General features: G+C 61.9%; 1 protein-coding gene. It reads left to right on the top strand.

What is annotated here, in order from left to right; translation table 11 throughout:
• Positions 1 to 501 (top strand): Ulp1 family isopeptidase (locus XI09_RS02550; RefSeq protein WP_271565536.1); only part of this gene is annotated, 501 nt, incomplete at both ends.

The following is a 501-nucleotide window of genomic DNA, read 5'->3' as shown; positions in this document are numbered from 1 at the left end:
GCTGATGCTCGGCGACACGCAATGGCTCACCGACGAGCATATTCTCAGGGATTATCAGCTCCTGGAGGAGGAGTTGCGGAGGACCAATCCGAATCTCGCCGGCCGGACGCAGTTCGTGGACCCCCTCGTAGCCAGTCAGCTGTCCTGGGGCGACACGCTAAGTGCCTTCAACGACATCGTCCATGATCGGCAAGGTCACGATACAGCCGACTTCCTGTTCCTGCCAGTGAACGATGCCGATCCTACCGATCTTGATCGCCGCGGCAGCCATTGGTCGCTGTTGCTCGTTGATCGCCTCAACCGGCACAGTCCGGTTGCCTATCACTACGACTCCAGCGGGAGCTACAATGCGGGACCTGCAAGTCAGCTCGCAGAGCGGCTAGGCGCCCGCCTGGAGTGGCCCCGCGCACCCCAGCAGGACAACACCTATGATTGCGGCGTCTTTGTCGTCGACGCCACGCGGGAGCTGGTTCGTCAGTTGACGCAACGTGAGCGGCCGGA

It is taken from the genome of Bradyrhizobium sp. CCBAU 11386 (assembly GCF_028128955.1).
Lineage (GTDB): Bacteria > Pseudomonadota > Alphaproteobacteria > Rhizobiales > Xanthobacteraceae > Bradyrhizobium.
This window is presented reverse-complemented; position numbering and strand designations above follow the sequence as displayed.